This is a genomic window from Streptomyces sp. NPDC021622 (genome assembly GCF_040640795.1).
In the GTDB taxonomy this organism is placed as follows: Bacteria; Actinomycetota; Actinomycetes; order Streptomycetales; family Streptomycetaceae; genus Streptomyces.
Window position 1 is genome coordinate 66,731 of the sequence record NZ_JBFACK010000020.1, and the last position, 17,934, is coordinate 84,664.

Sequence of the window (17,934 nt, forward strand, 5' to 3'; positions counted from 1 at the left end):
CTCCGCCGTCCTTGCCAAGCAGTGTGGGCAGAGAGCGCCGGTTCGGGAAGGGCGGCCGTTCGGCCAGTGGCCGAAGCCGGTGGCCCTCGGCCCTCGCGGCGGCCCTGACCGACGCCCGCCGGCCCCGGCCCGGCAGCGTCCCTCACCCCCCGATACATCCAGCCGGACCAAGCTGACCTGCGGACTTCTGGCCGTGCTCCTACGGTGGCTGAATGGCCATCAGGTACCTTCCGCGCTCCTCATCCGTCCGCACCGCGGCCCTCGCCACCGTTGCCCTGGTCCTCCTGCCCGCTCCCGTCGCGGCGGCCGCCACGGCCGAGCCCGCGCCGCCCAAGCCGGTGCCCGCGTACTCCTCGACCCTGCTCGACCGGCCCGGCACCCAGGCCAGGCCGGGCGCCGGCGCCCCGGCTCTGCCGGCCGACGTCTCGGCGCTGTCCTGGCTGGTGGCCGACGCCCGTACGGGCGAAGTGCTCGCCGCGCACAACGCGCACCGCCAACTGCCGCCCGCCTCCACCCTGAAGTCGCTCTTCGCCCTCACGGCCCTCCCCCACCTGGACGCCACCGCCCGCCACACGGTCTCCCAGAGCGAGCTCTCCGGCGTCGGGGACGGCAGCAGCCTCGTGGGTATCGAGGCGGGCCGCAGCTACCGCGTCTCCGATCTGTGGCGTGGCGTCTTCCTCAGCTCCGGCAACGACGCCGTTCACGTGCTCGCCAAGCTGAACGGCGGCTGGCAGCAGACCGTCCAGCAGATGCGTGCCAAGGCCCGCGCCTTGGGCGCCCGCGACACCCATGTGGTCTCCCCCGACGGCTACGACGCGGCGGGGCAGGTCTCATCGGCGTACGACCTGGCGGTCTTCGGCCGGGCGGGTCTCGCGGACCCCGAGTTCGCCCGCTACTGCGCCACGGCGGTCGCGCGGTTCCCCAACGGCAACTGGTCCTACCCGATCAAGAACACCAACCGCCTGCTGACCGGCGCGGACGGCGTGGCACGCTACCCCGGCCTCGTCGGCATCAAGAACGGCTACACCAGCCATGCCGGCCACACCCTGATCAGCGCGGCGCAGCGCGGCAACCGCACCCTGGTCGTGTCCGTGATGAACCCTCAGGAGGGCGGCGGGTACGCCGTGTACGAAGAGGCGCGGTCGCTGCTCGACTGGGGCTTCAAGGCCGCGGGGCGCGTGCAGCCGGTGGGTTCGCTGCTGTCCCAGAGCGAGCAGTCGCGCACCGCGCAGGGTCTGGCCCCCGCCGCGCTGAGTCCGGAGCCCGACGACTCGGACTGGACCGCGATCCTCCTGGTCGGCGCGGGCTCAGCGGTGGTCCTTGTGGGTACGGTGCTGATGATCCGGCGGCGGACGGCCCGCGTCCGCCGCCCCTCCGGGCGCGAATAGCCGAGCCGGCTACCGCTTCTCCGGGCGCCAGTAGCCGAGCGCGTGCACGCGGTGCTTCGGGACGTTCAGCTCCTTGCGTACGTATGAGGCGATGGCCCGGGTGGTCGTCGTGTCGCAGGTGATCCAGACGTAGACGTCGGCGGGGTCCTGGACAAGGGCGGGCAGTGCGGCCTTGACCTCGTCGACCAGATGGGCGCCGGACGCGCGCCGTTCCACCCGGTGCAGATCGTGCAGGGCCGGGTCGAGGCGCAGGTCGAGGTCGTGGTCTTCGGCGTGCTGGGTCTCGAACCAGATCGTCGCCGGTACGCCGGGCAGGGCGGCCAGGAGCGAGTTGAGGGCCGGGAGTGCCGCCGTGTCGCCGATCGCCAGGAGCCGTGACGGCCGCGGTTCCGGCGCCTCGAAGCCGGTGCCCTGCAACGTGGCCTCGATGGTGTCACCGGGGGCGGCCTTGCGCGCCCAGTCACTGGCGCGGCCGTCGTGCAGGGCGAACTCCAGACTGAAGGTTCCGCTGTCGGGGTCGGGGTTCACCAGGGTGTAGGCACGCTGGTGGCTCTTGCCCGCGTCGTCGAACCACAGGCGCACCCACATCGTGGGATGCACCCCGGTCAGGGCGAGCATGCCGCCGTCCGTCAGGTGCAGCCGCCGGTAGTGCTCGGTGACGTCTTCGGTGCCGGTCACCGTGAACTCGAAGTCCTTGCCGCGGAACAGCTTGAGGACCACCCCCTCCCAGCCGTGTCCCATCGTGGTCCCCTCCCCTGAGCGGCCTGAAGCCGTCGATAAGTTAGGGCAGCCTAACCTAAAACAGGGGAGGCGAAGAACGGGACTCGGCACGGATCACAACTCCTGTGCCCGCTTGAGGAGTTCACCCGCAGTGGCGCCCAGGACCTCGCCCTCCATGGCCGAACCCCCCTCCGCCGTGTCACCGAAACTGTTCACGGACACGAGCTTTCCCCGGCCCGACTTCTCGTCGAAGTCGGCCAGCCAGGGCCCGCCACTTGACCCGCCCTCCATCGGGCAGCGCACGCTCTGCTTGTCCTGGGGCGCGGCCGACGTGGTGCCCGCGCAGTACATCAGCCGCTCGCCGCGCTGCTCCTGGCTGTCGGGATAGCCGAAGACGGTCACCTTGCCGCCCGGCTTGCGGTCCACGGCCACGGCCTGCCCGCCGACCGTGTCGGTCAGCGACCTGCCCTTCCGCTCGTCCACCACGACGACGGCGACATCGTTCTTGGCGTCGCGCTCCCAACTGCGCGGCATCACGGAGGCCCGGACCGCGAACACCCCGTACGGGCTCTTGCCTTCGCCGTAGCCCGGCACGAAGACCATGTTGCTGTAGTGGTTTCCCGGGGAGGCGGGCAGTTGTACGCAGTGCCCTGCGGTCATCACCGCGGAATGGCTGCGGCTGCGGACCGCGGTGGCGGTGCAGTAGGAATCCTGGCCCTGCTCGTTGGTGAAGAACAGCCGCCCGACCGTCTTCATCGCCGGGCCGTTCCAGGGTTTGACGGATGCGGCGTCGTGCCCGAGGTCGACACCGGCGGCGACCTTGCGCATCCGGTCGGCCGTCCAGTACCCGAGGGTCTCGCGGCGCTCTTCCGCGGTGAACTTCACGGTGGTGATCGCCGCCTCACCGCTCGCCGCCTCACCGCTCGCCGTGCTGCCGGCCGCGTTCCCGGCGATGACGGCCACGACGGAAGCGACGGAAGCGATAGCCAGCGCGGGCGCAACTATCCGGTGCATGCCTTCCACCTCCGCACCAAAATGCGGAACTCATGAATGCGGAACTCATGGGCTTGAGACCCCCTGGAAATCACCCCTGATACGACGCTAGGCGAGGGCCGGACGATCCGCCCGTCGAGTCCGGTGGGCCCGGCGTTCAGACCCCGCCCAGCAGGCGCGCGAGATTCCGGTCCAGGTCGAGTCCCGTCACCTCGCTCCCCGCGCCGACGATGGCGTACGAGCGCAGCAGGAATCGCTGCAGCACGGCGCGGTCGAACTGCACCAGGGCCAGGCCCTGCGGCGCGTGGAACTCGAGGACCGTCCGCGCGCGACCGCACGGCCAGATGTGCACGTCACCGCTGCCCGCGGGGGCACGCAGCCCCTCGTCGAGCAGCTGACGGGCGAAGATCCAGGTGACCTCCGCGCCGTCGAGGGAGGCCTCGGACGGGAAGGTGATCTGGGCGGCCAGGGGGTCGGCCGACGAGTACCGGAGGGTGACGGACAGGCCGCGCTCGCGCCCCTCCGGGGTGATCAGGCGGGCTCGGGCGGGCTGCTCAAGGGTGACGGCCATGATCGGTTCCTCTTTCTCGTAAGGCTTCCGCTTCGCGGTCTGGTTCCTTCCGCGCCTGTACGAGTCCGCGGCGAGCGCGTGCATTACGGCGACACGCGAGGAGTTCGTGTGACCTACGCCACTCATGCATCACAAGTCGGACATATCTGACCTAGGCTTTCGAACTCGTCCGGATCCCCCGCAGTGGAAACGGGAGAGTGCTCTGCCATGTCCGACGCCCCTGCCGAGGCCCCCGCCGACGGTCCGGTGACCGTGCCGGCCACGGCCGCTTACGCCCGCCTCTACCGGGAGGAACAGCCGCGCCTCGTCGCCTACGCCCGCTCGCTGACCGGCAACGCCTGGATCGCCGACGACCTCGTCGCCGAGGCACATTTCCGCGTCTGGCGGCGGCTTTCGGCCGGGCACGAGATCGAGAACGTACCGGCGTATCTCATGACGACCGTGCGGCACCTCGCGGCGGCGGTGGGGCGCGGTGCGGCGCGCGAGACGCCACGTGACCCGCGGACCGTCGAGTCCGCGGAGCGGGTCGACGTGCACAGCGACGGCGCGGACGATCCGGGCGACCGGGTCTCCTCCGTGGACCTGCTCGGCCGGGTCCTCGGTCAGCTGCCCGAGCGCTGGGTGAAGGCACTGTGGCTCGCGGAAGCGGAGGGCCAGCCGCTGGAGGCGGTCGGGCGCCGGATCGGGGCCGGGCAGGGCGCGACCGCCGTGCTGCTGCACCGGGCGCGCGAAGGGATGCGGCAGGCGTTCCTGCGCGCCCATCCCGGTACGCCGGAGGATCCCGCGTGCGAGCAGCACTGGGACCGCATACCCGGCCACATACGCGGCGAGGCATCGGCCCGGCAGTCCGAGCGTCTCCTTGCCCACCTCGACGGCTGCGCCGACTGCCGGGCCAGACTGGCACTGCTCGCCCGCGCCAACGACCGACTGCCGGCGCTGGTCGGACCGGCACTGCTGATCTTCGTCCTGGGCGGCGCGGGCAAGTTCCTCGTGCCGCTTGCCGCGGGGTCGGCCGGGGCAGCCGGGGCGGCTTCGGCACCCGGCGGCCACAGCGGCTTCCTGCACGGCGTACGTCACGTCCTCACCGGCGGCGGAAAGATCCCGGCCGCCGCGGTCGGCGTCGTAGGCGCTTCGGTGGCGGGGGCGGCAGTGGCGGCGGGGCTCGTGCTCGGCGGCTCCGGCAGCGCGGCACCGCCGCAGCGGGCCACCGCGGTGGAGAGCAAGCCGGCCCAGCCACCGGCCGCGGAGGCACCAGCGCCGGCGCCCCGCAGCGAGGACCGCCCCGCGACTCCGGCCGAGAAGCCACCGCCGGCCCCGGCGGAACCGCAGGCACCGGCGCCTCCAGCTGCACCCGCCGAGCAGGACGCCCCTGCAGAGCAGCAGGCACCCGCGCCACAGCCACCGCCCCAGCAGCAAGAGGCGGAGCCGGAAGCCCCGGCGCCCGCGGACCGGGCAGACCCGGCCACAGCGCCGACGCCTGCCGAACCGTCGGAACCGGCCGAACCGGTAACCCCGACGGAACCGGCCGAACCGGTCACTCCGACGCCTCCGCCCCCTGCACCGACGCCTACTCCGACCCCCACGCCGACCCCGGTGGACCCAGCTCCCCCTGTACCGACGCCAGTCGACCCGACCCCTCCCCCGGAGCCGACGCCGACGCCGACACCGACACCGGTTGAGCCCACCCCGCCCCCGGAGCCGGTCTGCGAGCCCTGGATAGGGCCGATCTACATCTGCCACACCCCATGAGAGAGGGGTGACCGCCGGTCACCGGGCAAGGCGACGGCCGGTCACCGGGGGACCCGCCACCCGGCGGAAAAGGTGTCAGGAACGGGTGCGACCGGGGAAAGGGAGACACATGCTCCTGGCCCGGCTAGCCCATGTGTCCCACTCGGTCGCCACGACCTCCGCCCGCTCGGGGAAGATCGCGCTCCTGGCCGATCTCTTCCGGGCCGCGGAGCCTGACGACGTCCCGGTCGTGATCCCGTATCTGGCGGGGCGGCTACCGCAGGGGCGTCTGGGGATCGGGTGGAATCTGCTCAAGGACCCTGTCGAGCCCGCCTGCGAACCCACCCTGACCGTCCGGGGCACAGATGCCGCCCTCACCGCCATCGGCGCCGTCACGGGTCCAGGATCCCAGGCCGAACGCAAGCGCCTCATCCGGGAGTTGATGGGCGCGGCCACCGCCGAGGAGCAGCGGTTCCTGTTCGGGCTGCTGACCGGCGAGGTCCGGCAGGGGGCGCTTGACGCCATCGCCGTGGAAGGGCTCGCTCGCGCCACGGAGGTTCCGGCCACCGCGGTGCGGCGTGCCGTGATGCTCGCCGGGGCGGTGAGCCCCGTCGCGCAGGCGCTCCTCGCCCGCGGGCCCGCCGCTCTTGACGAGTTCCGGCTCAGCCTCGGGCGGCCCGTCCTGCCCATGCTCGCGCACGGCGCCGCCTCCGTGGGTGAAGGCATCGACAAGCTGGGACCGTGCGCGGTCGAGGAGAAGCTGGACGGCATCCGCGTCCAGGTGCATCGCGACGGGGGCGACGTACGTGTCTACACCCGCACCCTCGACGACATCACCGACCGGCTTCCCGAACTCACCGCTGCGGCGCGGGAGTTGAAGGGCGAGCGGTTCATTCTCGACGGAGAGGTGATCGCCCTCGGCGGCGACGGCAGGCCCCGTCCTTTCCAGGAGGTCGCGGGGCGTGTCGGCTCACGTGTCGACGTGGCCACCGCGGCCGCCGAGCTGCCTCTCTCCCCCGTCTTCTTCGACGCCCTGTACGCCGACGGGCTCGACCTGCTCGATCTGCCGTTCACCGAGCGGCACGCCCGCCTGGCCCGGGTCGTCCCGGAACCGATGCGGGTGCGCCGCACCGTCGTCGACGAGCCGGAGAACGCGGCCCGACGGCGGGACGCCGAAGCCTTCTTCGCCGACACGCTGCGACGCGGTCACGAAGGAGTCGTGCTCAAGGCGCTCGACTCCCCCTACAGCGCAGGGCGGCGCGGCGCGAGCTGGCTGAAGGTCAAGCCCGTGCACACCCTGGACCTCGTGGTCCTTGCCGCCGAGTGGGGGCACGGGCGGCGGACCGGCAAGCTCTCCAACCTGCATCTGGGCGCCCGGCGCGCCGACGGGACGTACGCCATGCTCGGGAAGACCTTCAAGGGCATGACCGACGCGATGCTGGCCTGGCAGACGGAGCGGCTGCGTGAGCTCGCCGTCAGCGACGACGGATTCCTCGTGACCGTACGTCCCGAACTCGTCGTCGAGATCGCCTACGACGGGCTGCAGAAGTCCACCCGCTACCCGGCCGGCGTCACGCTCCGCTTCGCCCGGGTCGTGCGCTACCGCGAGGACAAGTCGCCCGCCGAGGCCGATTCGGTCGAGACGGTGCTGGCAGAGCGTCAGCCGTAGCCCTCCCCCTCTAGTCCTGAGGCGCGGTGGCTACCACCAAGTTCAGGCAAAGATCCGGCCGATAGGGTGACCTTAACGCCTTATTGACGCCCATTCGCATCAGCAGCATGAGAGGGAGAGCTGTGCCCGCATCACGCCTGAGCCAGACGCCGCTTCCAGGCATCGGCATCCGGTACGACCTGACCACCCGAGAACAGCGGCAGATCTCGGTGGTCGCGCACCGGGACGGCGCGCGCACCCTCAGCGCCTACCGTGCCGACGACCCCGACGCCTGCGCGCTCTCGCTGCGGCTGAGTTCCGGAGAGGCGGCCGCACTGATCGACGCGCTGATGCCCTCGCACCACAGCACGAATCTGCTGCACACCACCGATCTGGGCCTGGTCGCCGAGCGCATCGAGATCGCGGGCACCTCGCACTGGAACGGGCGGCTGCTCGGCGAGACCCAGATGCGCACCGAGACCGGTGCCTCCATCGTGGCGGTCCTTCGCAGGGCCGAGGCCATCCCGTCGCCCGCACCGGACTTCCGCCTCTCGGGCGGGGACACCCTCATCGTGATCGGCACCCGCGAGGGTGTGGAGAGCGCCGCCGCGATACTCGGGCGGGAGTGATTCGATGCATTCGGCTGTCTTCCTGATCGAGTTCGGCGCGATCATCCTCGCGCTCGGGCTGCTCGGCAGGTTCGCCGGGCGGTTCCGCTTCTCCCCCATCCCCCTCTATCTGCTCGCGGGGCTCGCGTTCGGTGAGGGCGGGCTGCTTCCGCTCGGCACCAGCGAGGAGTTCGTCGCGATCGGCGCCGAGATCGGCGTCATCCTGCTGTTGCTGATGCTGGGGCTCGAATACACCGCGAGCGATCTGGTCAGCAATCTCAAGACCCAGTACCCGGCCGGTCTTGTCGACATGGGGCTCAATGCCGTGCCGGGCGCGATCGCCGCGCTCCTGATGGGCTGGGGTCCGGTCGCCGCCGTCGTCCTCGCGGGCGTCACCTGGATCTCGTCGTCCGGGGTCATCGCCAAGGTGCTCGGCGACCTGGGCCGGCTCGGCAACCGCGAGACCCCCGTCATCCTCAGCATCCTGGTCCTCGAAGACCTCGCCATGGCCGTGTATCTGCCCATCATCACCGCCCTGTTGGCCGGTGTCGGCTGGGCCGCGGGCAGTCTCACCCTCGCGATCGCGCTCGGCGCCGCGGGTCTTGTGCTGTTCCTGGCCGTGCGCTACGGACGTGTGATCTCGCGCTTCGTGTCGAGCGACGACCCCGAGAAGCTGCTCCTTGTCGTCCTCGGACTGACCATCCTGGTCGCCGGGATCGCACAGCAGCTCCAGGTCTCGGCCGCCGTGGGCGCCTTCCTGGTCGGCATCGCGCTGTCCGGCGAGGTCGCCGAGGGGGCGCACAGTCTCCTGGCGCCGCTGCGGGACCTGTTCGCCGCCGTGTTCTTCGTCTTCTTCGGTCTGCACACCGATCCGGCGAGCATTCCCCCGGTGCTGCTTCCCGCGCTCGCCCTCGCGGTCGTGACGGCCTGCACGAAGATCGCCACGGGGTACTGGGCCGCCCGCCGCGCCAAGATCTCCGTGAAGGGACGGTGGCGTGCGGGCGGTGCGCTTGTGGCGCGCGGCGAGTTCTCCATCGTCATCGCGGGGCTTGCCGTCACCGCGGGCATCGAGCCGTCGCTCGGCCCGCTGGCCACGGCGTACGTCCTGATCCTCGTGATCGTCGGCCCGCTCACCGCGCGCTTCGTACAGCCCGTGGCCGCGCGCGTGGACGGCGTCATGTCGCGCCGCCGGGAGGCCGCCGCCGCGGTGGCCCTGCCGTCGCCCCGGGAGCCGGAGCAGCCGACGTCGACGTCGACCTCGACGGAGGAGTCGCTCGACGGGCAGGGTACGAGCGGGCGCCCCTGACGCACGCCTTCGGCCGGGCACGCGACGCCGCGTACCCGGCCGAGCCGCAGGGATCCTCGGATCAGCGTCGGCCGGGTGCGCGCCGTTGCCGACCGCGGGTCGTGGTCCGTCCTCGCGCAGTTCCCCGCGCCCCTTCGGGGCGCTCTCCGGGTTCTCTACCGCCCCACGGCGTACCCCTGCATCCCCCGCGGGTTGGCCGCCGCCGAGAGCACCCCGGTCCGCGGATCCCGCGCCACCGCGCACAGCCGCCCCTCCGACCAGGGCTCGCCGACCGTCACGTCGTGGCCGCGCCGCCGCAGCTCCTCGATGACCGCCTCGTCCATGCGGGACTCGACCGTGACGCTTCCCGGGCGCATGCCGCGCGGGTAGAAGGAGCCGGGGAAGCTGTCGTTGTGCCAGTTCGGGGCGTCGATGGCGCCCTGGAGGTCGAGGCCTCCGCGCACGGAATCGCGCAGCGCCACCGCCAGGAAGAAGTGCACCTGCCACTGGTCCTGCTGGTCGCCGCCCGGCGTGCCGAAGGCCATCACGGGTACGCCGTCCTTGAGTGCGAGGGACGGGGTGAGGGTGGTGCGCGGACGGCGGCCCGGCGTAAGGGAGTTGGGCAGGCCCTCCTCCAGCCACGCCATCTGGAGGCGGGTGCCGAGCGGGAAGCCCAGTTCGGGGACGACCGGGTTGGACTGCAGCCAGCCGCCGCTCGGCGTGGCCGCCACCATGTTGCCCCAGCGGTCGACGATGTCTAGGTGGCAGGTGTCGCCGCGGGTGGCGCCGTCCGGCGAGACGTCCGGTTCGCCCTGCGGGGGCGAGGCGACGGTCGGCTCACCGGCGCCCGCTCCGGAAAGGCCGAGCGCGTCGAAGCCCTCCTCTCCCTCGGCCACCGCGCGCGCGTGGGCCGAGATCCTCGCGGTGCGGCCGCCAGGGCTTCCGGGGCGCAGTTCGAGCGATGCCTTGTCGCCGATGAGCGTGCGCCGCTCCTCGTTGTAGGCGGGCGACAGCAGATCGGCGACCGGGACCGTGTCGGGGCCGTCCGCGTCGCCGTACCAGGCCTCGCGGTCGGCCATGGCGAGCTTGCAGCCCTCGATGAGCAGATGGACGTAGTCGGCAGAGCCGTACGCGGGCAGGTCCGCGCGCTCGGTGGGGAGCAGGGCCAGCTGCTGGAGGAAGGCCGGGCCCTGGCTCCAACCGGCCGCCTTGCACAGGGTCCAGCCGTTCCAGTCGTACGTCGCCGGGGCCTCGAAGGTCGCTTCCCATCCTGCGAGGTCGGCGGCGGTCAGCGTTCCGGTGTGCCGGGTTCCGCTGGTGTCCATCGTGGGGCGGGCCGCCTGGCGGATCAGCGCCTGGGCGATGAACCCTTCGCTCCAGATCTTCCGCGCGGCCTCGATCTGCTCGGTGCGCGAGCCGTCGCCCGCCTCCTCGATCAGGCGGCGCCAGGTCGCGGCGAGCGCTGGGTTGCGCAGGAGTTCGCCGGGCCGCGGGGCGTGGCCGCCGGGCAGGTAGACGTCGGCCGACGACGGCCATTCCGTCTCGAAGAGCTCGCGCACCGTCTCGACGGTCTCGCCGACGCGCTCCACGGGCGCGTGCCCGTCATCGGCGTACCCGATGGCGTACTTGAGGACATCGGCGAGGGACTTGGTGCCGTGGTCGCGCAGGAGCACCATCCATGCGTCGAAGGCGCCCGGCACGGCGGCCGCAAGGGGTCCCGTGCCCGGTACGAGTTCCAGGCCCAGCGAGCGGTAGTGGTCGACGGTCGCTCCGGCCGGCGCGACACCCTGCCCGCACAGGACCCGCACCTCTCCCCCGGCGGGCGCCAGGATGATCGGCACCTCGCCCGCCGGGCCGTTGAGGTGCGGCTCGACGACGTGCAGGACGAAGCCCGCGGCGACCGCGGCGTCGTAGGCGTTGCCGCCGTCCTCCAGGACGGCCATCGCGGACTGGGAGGCGAGCCAGTGGGTGGAGGACACCATGCCGAAGGTGCCTTGGAGGGTCGGCCGGGTGGTGAACAAGGGGGCTGCTCCTAGCGTGCGGTGCGGATACGGGGGATCGTACGGAGGGTCTGGGCGGCGGCCGCGTCCGGAGCCGTGCCGTCGTCGGCGACGAGGTGGCAGGAGACCTGGCGGCGGCCGTCTCCGGGGACTTCGCGCAGTTCGGGGACCTCGACACGGCAGCGGTCGACGGCCAGCGGGCAGCGCGTGTGGAAGCGGCAGCCCGGCGGCGGCGCGAGCGGGCTCGGCAGTTCCCCGCTGAGGACGATGCGCTCGCGGGTGCGCTGGAGGGCCGGGTCGGGCACGGGCGCGGCGGAAAGGAGCGCCTGCGTGTAGGGGTGCTTGGGGTCGGCGAACAGCTCGGCGGTCGTGGCTTGTTCGACGATCTGGCCGAGGTACATGACCGCGATGCGGTCGGCGAGGAACTCGACGGCGGCCAGGTCGTGGGTGATGAACAGACACCCGAAGCCGCGGTCCCGCTGCAGGTCGGCGAGGAGGTTGAGGACGGAGGCCTGGACGGAGACGTCGAGGGCGGACGTGGGTTCGTCGGCCACCAGGAGATCGGGGTCGACGGAGAGGGCGCGGGCGATGGAGATACGTTGCCGCTGACCGCCGGAGAGTTCGTGCGGATGCCGGTCGGCGTGCTCGGGGCGCAGGCCGACCTGGCCGAGGAGTTCGGCGACGCGCGCGCGTGCCGCGTCTCCCTTGGCGATGCCGTGCAGGCGCAGGGGTTCGGCGACGATCTGCCCGGCGGTCATGCGGGGGTCGAGCGAGGAGGAGGGGTCCTGGAAGACGAGGTGGAAGTCCTTGCGCAGGGGCCGCAGGGCGCGCCGCGACAGGCGGGTCACGTCCCGGCCGTTGATGCGGACGGTGCCGCCAGTGGGCTCATCCAGGCGTACGGCGCACCGCCCCACCGTCGACTTGCCGCTCCCCGACTCCCCTACGAGTCCCACGACTTCGCCTTTGCCGACGGTGAGCGTCACGCCGTCGGCGGCGCGCACGATGCCGCCGTGTCCCGCGAAGTGCCGTTCCAGGTCGCGGAGTTCGAGCACCGGCGCCGCGTCGCCCTCGCGCGTCTGAGTGGGGATCACTGGCCGGCCTCCTGGGTGGTGGGCGTGAGCGCGGGGGCGTCCTGCGGGTGCCAGCAGGCGGCCCGGTGCGCGGCATCGACTCCGGCGTGCGGGGAGACCGCCTTGAATGCGGGGCGCCCGGTCGTGCACCGGTCGTCGGCGTGCGCACAGCGCGGGGCGAAGGTGCAGGCGTCGGGCTGAGCGTCGAGGCTCGGCACCAGGCCGGGGATCTCGGGCAGCCGCCGCTTGCCCTCGCCGCCTGGGCGGAGGACCGCGCCGAGCAGACCGCGGGTGTACGGGTGGCGCGGCTCGGCGAACAGCTCGTCCACCGGGGCCTGTTCGACGGGGCGGCCCGCGTACATGACCAGGACCCGGTCTGCGGTGTCGGCCACCACGCCCAGGTCGTGGGTGATCAGCACGATCGCGGTGCCGAGCCGTTCCCGCAGGGACTGCAGGACTTCGAGGATGCCCGCCTGGACGGTGACGTCGAGCGCGGTGGTCGGCTCGTCGGCGATCAGTACGGACGGGTCGCAGGCGACCGCGATGGCGATCATGACGCGTTGCCGCATGCCGCCGCTGAGCTGATGCGGGTATTCGTCGACGCGCTGGGCGGGGGCCGGGATGCCGACGAGGTCGAGGAGTTCGACGACGCGCGGGCGTGCCTCCTTCTTCGACAGGCCCTGGTGGCGCCGGAGCACCTCGCCGATCTGCCGGCCGATGGTCAGGACCGGGTTCAGCGAGGTCATCGGCTCCTGGAAGATCATCGCGATGTCCTTGCCGCGGACCCGCCCGAGCTCCTTCTCGCTCGCTCCGGCGATCTCGGTGCCGCCGAGCCTGATCGACCCGTCGATGTGCGCGGTGGGCGGCAGGAGCCCCATCACGGCCATCGCGGTGACGGACTTGCCGCACCCCGACTCCCCGACGACTGCGAGCACTTCGCCCGGTGCGACGTCGTACGAGAGATGGTCGACGGCATGCACGGTGCGGGTGTCGGAGCGGAAGGAGACCGACAGATCGCGCACGCTCAGTACTGGGGTGGTCATCGGGTGGCTCCTCGGGGGTCGAGGACGTCCCGCAGGCCGTCGCCGAGCAGATTGAACGCCAACGTGGCCGCGACGACGGCGAGTCCGGGGAAGACCGCCATCCACGGCGCGGGCGCGAGGAAGGACTGGGCGCCGGAGAGCATCACGCCGAGCGACGCGTCCGGTGGCTGCACGCCGAGGCCCAGGAAGCTGAGCAGCGCCTCGCCGATGATCGCGGCGGGGATGCCGACGGTGGCCTGGACGGTCAGCGCGGAGGTGGCGTTGGGGAGGATGTGCCGGAAGAGCACGGTGGCGTCGCCGCCTCCGTTGGCGACGGCTGCCGCCACATAGTCGACGTGGCGCAGCCGCAGCGTCTCGGCGCGGGTGATGCGGATGACGGCCGGGATCTGCGAGATGCCGATCGCGATGGTCGCGTTGGTGAGCGAGGGGCCGAGCACCGCGGCGAGTCCGACCGCGAGCACCAGGAAGGGGAAGGCCAGCATCGTATCGGTGAGCCGCGAGACGACACTGTCGGTGAACTTGCCGTAGTAGCCGGCGAGCAGCCCCAGCGGTACGCCGACGACGAACGCGAGCGCCACCGCCAACACGCCCACCTGCATCGACGCCCGCGCCCCGTACACGACGCGGGAGAGCTGGTCGCGGCCGAGGTCGTCGGTGCCGAGCCAGTGCGACCAGCCGGGCGCCGCAAGGGCGTTGGCGAAGTCGGGGCGCGCGGGATCGTACGGCGCGATGAGCGGCGCGATGAGCGCCGCGAGAACGAAGACTGCGGCGATGATGCCGCCGGTCATGGCGAGCCGGTTCTTGCGCAGGGCGCGCAGTTTGCCGCTGCGCGCGCTCGCGGAACGTATCCGCCCGAGCGTGGTGAGCACCGCTGTCGTCACCGGGCACCTCCGAGCCGGATGCGCGGGTCGATGACCGAATACGCCACGTCGACCAGCAGGTTGATGAGGATGTACGCGGCAGATGTGCAGAGCACCACGCCTTGCAGGGTCGCGTAGTCGCGGGTGAAGACGGCGTCGATGGTGAGCTTGCCGAAGCCGGGCAGGACGAAGATCTGCTCGGTGACGACGGCACCCGAGATGAGGTGGCCGAGCTGGAGGCCGAGCACGGTCACGACCGTGACCAGGGAGTTCCGCAGTGCGTGCCCGCCGATGACCTCGCGCCGGGACAGGCCCTTGGCGCGTGCGGTGCGTACGTAGTCGGCGGAGAGCGAGTCGAGCATCGCGGCCCGTGTCTGGCGCATCACGACGGCCGCGAGACCCGATCCGAGGACGATCGCGGGGAGCACCATGCGGCGCAGGTTGTCGAGCGGGTCGGTGCCGAACGGCACGTATCCGGAGGCCGAGAAGACCGGCAGGGCGATGGCGAATCCGAGGACGAGGACGATGCCGAGCCAGAAGGTGGGAATCGAGAGCCCAAGCAGGGCAAGGGCGTTGGCCAGCCACTCCTCGGGCCTGCCGCGCCGCACGGCGGCGACGATGCCCGCACCGATGCCGAGCGTGACCGCCAACAGCAGGGAGAGGGCGGCCAGTTCGAGGGTGATGGGCAGCGCCGCGGTGATCGCGTCGGCAACGGGCAGGCCGGTGCGCGACGAGGTCCCGAGGTCGCCGGTGACGGCGTGTCCGATGAACCGCCCGTACTGGACGACGATGTTGTCGTCGAGGCCGTAGCTCTCCCGGATCGCGGCGAGCGCCTTGGGGCTGCGCTCCTCACCGGCGAGCGCGAGGGCGGGGTCGCCGGGCAGCGCGCGGACCCCGGCGAAGACGACCATGCTGACCAGGACGAGTGTGATGAGGGACTGCCGGATCCGGGTGACCAGATAGGACGTCATGGGGCTCAGACGCACCGGCCTCGGTCGGGCGGAAGCCAGACGCAGCGGGTTCAGGCTCATCGGGTGTACCCCGCAGTCGTGACGCGGACCAGGCCGTCTCCGTAGACGCGGACGCCTGCGACGTCCTTGCGGGTGACGACGTAGTTCTTCTGGCGGTAGAGGTAGACGAGCCCGCGCCGCTCAGTGGCGAGCTCGGTCAACTCCTCGTATATCCGGGCGCGTTCGTCCGGGTCGGCTTCGGCGCGGCCGCGTTCGACCAGTCGGTCGATGGCCGGGTCGGAGAGCCCGTAGGCGTTCATCGCGCCGCGTGTCTGCAGGAAGCTGGCGATGTTGCCGTCCGGGTCGAGCCGTCCCGACCAGCCACTGGTGAAGGCGTCGTAGTCCCCGGAGTCGGTCTCTTCCAGCATCGTGGCGTACTCGGTCGGACGCAGCGTGACGGCGAAACCCGCTTCCTTGGTCATGGCCTGCAAGACCTGCCCGAGGCGGCTGTGTTCGGGCGTCGTGGACACCTTCAACTCGATGCGGACCGGGGTCTTCACCCCGGCCTCGTCGAGCAGCCGCCTGGCCTTGGCGACGTCCCGCTTGGGGCAGGCGGACGCCTTGACGCCGGGTGCGATGGCCGACTCAGGCGAGACGGGGCCGCAGGCGGGTTCGTACATGCCCTGGAAGACGACCTTGTTGATCAGCTCGCGGTCGATGGCCAGCTCGAAGGCTTCACGGACCTTCGGCTCGCGGGCGAGCGGTGTGTCGATGCGGCCCGGCTTCTCCCCGATCCCCTTGACGTTTCCCACGTTGAGGCCGATGCCCTGGTAGCCGAGCGAGGGCGAGTTGAAGAGCTGGAGGCCGGGCTCGGTCAGCGCGCTGCGTACGTCGACGGGCGTCATTTGGTCGCCGACCTGGATGTCTCCGGACCGCAGATTGGCCAGGCGGACGTTGCCGTCGGGTATCGGCTTGTAGATCACCTTGTCGAGGTGGACCCGGTCGGCCGCGTAGTAGTTCGGGTCCTTGGCGAGCACGATGCGGTCGCCGCCGACACGCTCGACGTACTTGAACGGGCCTACGCAGGACGGGTGGTTGGTGAAGTTCTTGCCGTACTTCTTGAGCGCGCTGGGCGACATCACCATGCCGGAACGGTCCGCGAGGACGGCGGTGAGCGGGACGTAGGCCTGCTTGAGCGTGAGCTTCACCGTGTACGTCCCGGTCGCCTCCGCCCGTGCGAGCGGGGCGAGTTCGGTGGCGCGCGCCGAGCCCGCGAGGTCGCGGTGGCGCAGCAGCGAGGTGACGGCGGCGGCCGCGTCGAGCTTCGTCCCGTCACTGAACTTCAGGCCCTTGCGCAGGGCGAAGGTGACGGTGCGGCCGTCCTTCGACGTCTTGGGCAGGGCTCTGGCGAGTTGCGGGATCACGGTCCCCTGCTCGTCGATGTCGTAGAGCTTCTCGCACATTCCGGCGAAGACGGTGCGGCCCACGAGGGTCTGCGCGAGGGTCGGATCGAGCTTGTCCGGGTCGGCGTTGAGGGCGACGGTGAGGGTGCCGCCGTCGCGCACGGGACGGTCGTCGGTCATGCGCTCACCGCCGACCTCGGTGGCCGAGGACTGCAAGGAGCCGCAGCCCGCCGTCAGGGACATCACCAGGGCAACTGCCGCAAGGGCAACCGCTTTTCGGCGCACGGGTGGGTACCTCCGCCAGGGTGGTTCCGGGCTGATCGCGGACGATCAAGGAATACCGCAGAACGTATTTCGCATACAGTCCGCACACAAGAGGCCCGCTCGGATGACGGCCCAGATTTGATGAAGATTGAATGACCGAACGCGACAATCCGTTCCGGATCCCTGCCGGATCCGTGCCCCGACCCTTGCCGGATCCGCGCCCCGTCGCTCCCGGCGGGCCGTTGTCAGTGCGCCGCGCTACTCTCCGCGCAACTGACCGTTCACCCCGTTCTGGGAGGTTTTCATGGCCTCGCGCCTCAACCCGTACATCAGCTTCGACGGCGATGCCCGCCAGGCAATGGAGTTCTACAAGGAGGTCTTCGGCGGCGACCTTTCGCTCAACACCTTCGGTGAATCCGGCCAGCAGGGCACCCCGCACGCCGACAAGATCATGCACGCGCTGCTCGAGGCACCCAACGGCTTCACCCTGACGGCCTCCGACACCCCGCCCGGCATGCAGCACTCCACGGGCACCAACTTCTCGGTGAGCCTCAGCGGCGACGACGAAACCGAGCTGCGCGGCTACTGGGACAAGCTCTCCGCCGGCGGCACGGTGGCCGTGCCGATGGAGAAGCAGATGTGGGGCGACGTATTCGGCATGTGTACGGACCGCTTCGGCATCCCCTGGATGGTCAACATCAGCGAGCCGGCGAGCTGAACAACTGAGCGCGAGCGGCGGCGGGGCCGACCCCGCCGCCGCACCCGTACGCCCAGGTCGCGGGCGCGCACCAGCACGCCTACCGTGTGACGGGGGTGCCTTGTGTGACGGGGGCGTCTGGAGGCAACCGATGGACCGCTCGCCCATGCCGGAACCCTTCGAGACCACACAGTCGGCAGGATCACCGCCCGACTCCGTGCGGGTCCTCGACGCGACGATCGTGAACATCGCACTGCCATCGGCGCAGCAGGACCTCGGGTTCAGCGACGGCAACCGGGGGGGGCACCTCCCGCGCCCTTCAGGCGTGGGGGCGGATCGTCACCGCATATGCACTCGCCTTCGGCAGCCTGCTGCTGCTCGGCGGTCGCATAGCCGACCTGGTGGGCCGCAAGGTCGTCGCATCGGCGATGGTCAACACCAGCCAGCAGGTGTGCGGTTCGATCGGCACGGCCCTGCTCAACTCGCTGGCCACCAGCGCCGCGGCCAACTACCTCGTGGGCGGGCAAGGAACCGACGCCTCAGGTGCAGGCCGAGCCGGCGATGGAGAGCTACTCGACCGCGTACTGGTGGTCGGCTCTCTTCTTCGCCGTCGGGCTCGTCGTTACGGTCGTGCTCTACCGCCGCGGTGCTCCCGTCCCTTCCGAGGCGAGCGGCGGCGCGGCGCACATGTAGGAGGAGGGCGAGG

Annotated in this window: 16 protein-coding genes and 1 pseudogene; 8 read left to right on the forward strand and 9 right to left on the reverse strand. The window is 71.4% G+C overall.

The window, feature by feature from the left end; all coding sequences use genetic code 11:
* Positions 1-212 precede the first annotated feature (212 nt).
* A complete protein-coding gene (locus tag AB0G47_RS33295) occupies positions 213-1,388 on the forward strand; it encodes a serine hydrolase (protein WP_360777585.1) in 1,176 nt (391 codons plus the stop codon).
* Between the two features lie 9 nt (positions 1,389-1,397).
* Here the strand turns inward: AB0G47_RS33295 and AB0G47_RS33300 are convergent, their stop codons facing one another.
* The 3 genes from AB0G47_RS33300 to AB0G47_RS33310 form a co-directional block, all read right to left on the reverse strand.
* On the reverse strand, positions 1,398-2,129 hold the full coding sequence (locus tag AB0G47_RS33300) for a siderophore-interacting protein (protein WP_360777587.1): 732 nt from the start codon (positions 2,127-2,129) through the stop codon (positions 1,398-1,400).
* Positions 2,130-2,222: 93 nt separating this feature from the next.
* Complete coding sequence (locus AB0G47_RS33305; RefSeq protein ID WP_360777589.1) at positions 2,223-3,122, reverse strand: trypsin-like peptidase domain-containing protein; 900 nt, start codon at positions 3,120-3,122, stop codon at positions 2,223-2,225.
* 136 nt (positions 3,123-3,258) lie between these two features.
* The gene (locus tag AB0G47_RS33310) at positions 3,259-3,672 is read right to left on the reverse strand and encodes an SsgA family sporulation/cell division regulator (protein WP_360777591.1); all 414 of its coding nucleotides are present in this window, start codon (positions 3,670-3,672) and stop codon (positions 3,259-3,261) included.
* A gap of 207 nt (positions 3,673-3,879) precedes the next feature.
* Between AB0G47_RS33310 and AB0G47_RS33315 the strand changes: the two genes are divergently transcribed.
* The 4 genes from AB0G47_RS33315 (at position 3,880) to AB0G47_RS33330 (ending at position 8,962) form a co-directional block, all read left to right on the forward strand.
* Positions 3,880-5,421: a sigma-70 family RNA polymerase sigma factor gene (locus AB0G47_RS33315; RefSeq protein WP_360777593.1), complete on the forward strand. Its 1,542-nt coding sequence runs from the start codon at positions 3,880-3,882 to the stop codon at positions 5,419-5,421.
* Between the two features lie 109 nt (positions 5,422-5,530).
* Positions 5,531-7,069, forward strand: coding sequence for an ATP-dependent DNA ligase (locus tag AB0G47_RS33320; protein WP_360777595.1), 1,539 nt, complete (start codon positions 5,531-5,533; stop codon positions 7,067-7,069).
* A gap of 122 nt (positions 7,070-7,191) precedes the next feature.
* The gene (locus AB0G47_RS33325; RefSeq protein WP_360777597.1) at positions 7,192-7,677 is read left to right on the forward strand and encodes a TrkA C-terminal domain-containing protein; all 486 of its coding nucleotides are present in this window, start codon (positions 7,192-7,194) and stop codon (positions 7,675-7,677) included.
* Between the two features lie 4 nt (positions 7,678-7,681).
* Positions 7,682-8,962, forward strand: coding sequence for a cation:proton antiporter (locus tag AB0G47_RS33330; RefSeq protein WP_360777599.1), 1,281 nt, complete (start codon positions 7,682-7,684; stop codon positions 8,960-8,962).
* Positions 8,963-9,117: 155 nt separating this feature from the next.
* Here the strand turns inward: AB0G47_RS33330 and AB0G47_RS33335 are convergent, their stop codons facing one another.
* From AB0G47_RS33335 to AB0G47_RS33360, 6 genes are read right to left on the reverse strand one after another with little or no spacing between them, the layout of a single operon-like run.
* The gene (locus AB0G47_RS33335; RefSeq protein WP_360777601.1) at positions 9,118-10,962 is read right to left on the reverse strand and encodes a gamma-glutamyltransferase; all 1,845 of its coding nucleotides are present in this window, start codon (positions 10,960-10,962) and stop codon (positions 9,118-9,120) included.
* Between the two features lie 11 nt (positions 10,963-10,973).
* Positions 10,974-12,032, reverse strand: a complete 1,059-nt coding sequence (locus tag AB0G47_RS33340) for an oligopeptide/dipeptide ABC transporter ATP-binding protein (RefSeq protein ID WP_360777603.1) — start codon at positions 12,030-12,032, stop codon at positions 10,974-10,976.
* Complete coding sequence (locus tag AB0G47_RS33345) at positions 12,029-13,054, reverse strand: ABC transporter ATP-binding protein (protein ID WP_360777605.1); 1,026 nt, start codon at positions 13,052-13,054, stop codon at positions 12,029-12,031. The genes AB0G47_RS33340 and AB0G47_RS33345 overlap by 4 nt, the downstream gene beginning before the upstream one ends.
* Positions 13,051-13,935, reverse strand: a complete 885-nt coding sequence (locus tag AB0G47_RS33350; RefSeq protein WP_360777607.1) for an ABC transporter permease — start codon at positions 13,933-13,935, stop codon at positions 13,051-13,053. Before AB0G47_RS33350 ends, AB0G47_RS33345 begins: the two co-directional genes overlap by 4 nt.
* The gene (locus AB0G47_RS33355) at positions 13,932-14,885 is read right to left on the reverse strand and encodes an ABC transporter permease (protein WP_360777609.1); all 954 of its coding nucleotides are present in this window, start codon (positions 14,883-14,885) and stop codon (positions 13,932-13,934) included. Before AB0G47_RS33355 ends, AB0G47_RS33350 begins: the two co-directional genes overlap by 4 nt.
* A gap of 56 nt (positions 14,886-14,941) precedes the next feature.
* Entirely contained in the window at positions 14,942-16,552 is a 1,611-nt protein-coding gene (locus tag AB0G47_RS33360; RefSeq protein WP_360777611.1) for an ABC transporter substrate-binding protein, read from the reverse strand.
* 283 nt (positions 16,553-16,835) lie between these two features.
* Here AB0G47_RS33360 and AB0G47_RS33365 point away from each other — a divergent pair, with 283 nt between their 5' ends.
* From AB0G47_RS33365 to AB0G47_RS33375, 3 genes and pseudogenes are all read left to right on the forward strand, one after another.
* Complete coding sequence (locus AB0G47_RS33365; protein ID WP_360777613.1) at positions 16,836-17,249, forward strand: VOC family protein; 414 nt, start codon at positions 16,836-16,838, stop codon at positions 17,247-17,249.
* Between the two features lie 202 nt (positions 17,250-17,451).
* Positions 17,452-17,719, forward strand: a pseudogene (locus AB0G47_RS33370) (hypothetical protein); the annotation flags it as partial.
* Positions 17,720-17,771: 52 nt separating this feature from the next.
* Positions 17,772-17,921: a hypothetical protein gene (locus AB0G47_RS33375; protein WP_360777615.1), complete on the forward strand. Its 150-nt coding sequence runs from the start codon at positions 17,772-17,774 to the stop codon at positions 17,919-17,921.
* Positions 17,922-17,934: the final 13 nt, after the last annotated feature.